Origin of the sequence: Xenorhabdus bharatensis, from assembly GCF_037996705.1 — a bacterium.
GTDB classification, from domain to species: Bacteria; Pseudomonadota; Gammaproteobacteria; order Enterobacterales; family Enterobacteriaceae; genus Xenorhabdus; species Xenorhabdus bharatensis.
The window spans coordinates 1-506 of sequence record NZ_JBBMXG010000068.1 but is presented as its reverse complement, the minus strand read 5'-3'; the positions used below and the strand labels follow the sequence as shown (position 1 = coordinate 506).

General features: G+C 48.8%; 1 protein-coding gene and 1 pseudogene. Both read right to left on the bottom strand.

Features of this window, described 5'->3' with window-relative positions:
• Nucleotides 1–315, bottom strand: a 315-nt coding sequence (locus AAC855_RS21240; protein ID WP_340612121.1) for a transposase, incomplete at its 3' end; no start/stop codon positions are given.
• 84 nt (nucleotides 316–399) lie between these two features.
• Nucleotides 400–506 (bottom strand): annotated as a pseudogene (locus tag AAC855_RS21235) (IS5/IS1182 family transposase); the annotation flags it as partial.

The following is a 506-nucleotide window of genomic DNA, read 5'->3' as shown; positions in this document are numbered from 1 at the left end:
TTTGATAAAACCGGTTTCATCGATAATGAGGATACCTTGCTCATCCCCCAAATGTGCGGTGACATAATCACGTAAGATATCGCGGGCGGCTTCAGCATCCCAATGGGCCCGCTCCAGAAAATATTGAATGCCATCCGGTGAGCGTTCACCCAGCCATTCAGCCAGTTGCCAGCCGTTTTTACGTTCAACATCGCTGAGTAACCCAAGAAGATACGCGAGACAACGTTGCTGAGAACTGGCAGAGCAAAATAGTGGGAGCAGACGGGAATGAGCCCGCAGAAGCGCCTGTTCCCAGAGATTGACAGGTGAGGCCATAGGGCACCTCCCTTAGGATGAGGAAAAAAGAAGATAGCTATCATGACACAATGTGGGCTACGACTGTAGTACTAGGCAGAGTCGTCATGAAATATTTAACCAAAGAACAAGACAACGGATTTGCACTGCGGCAAGAAAGGACGCACTATTTTTTGCATAACGAGTGGCTATACCACGCCAGCGTTTAAGGT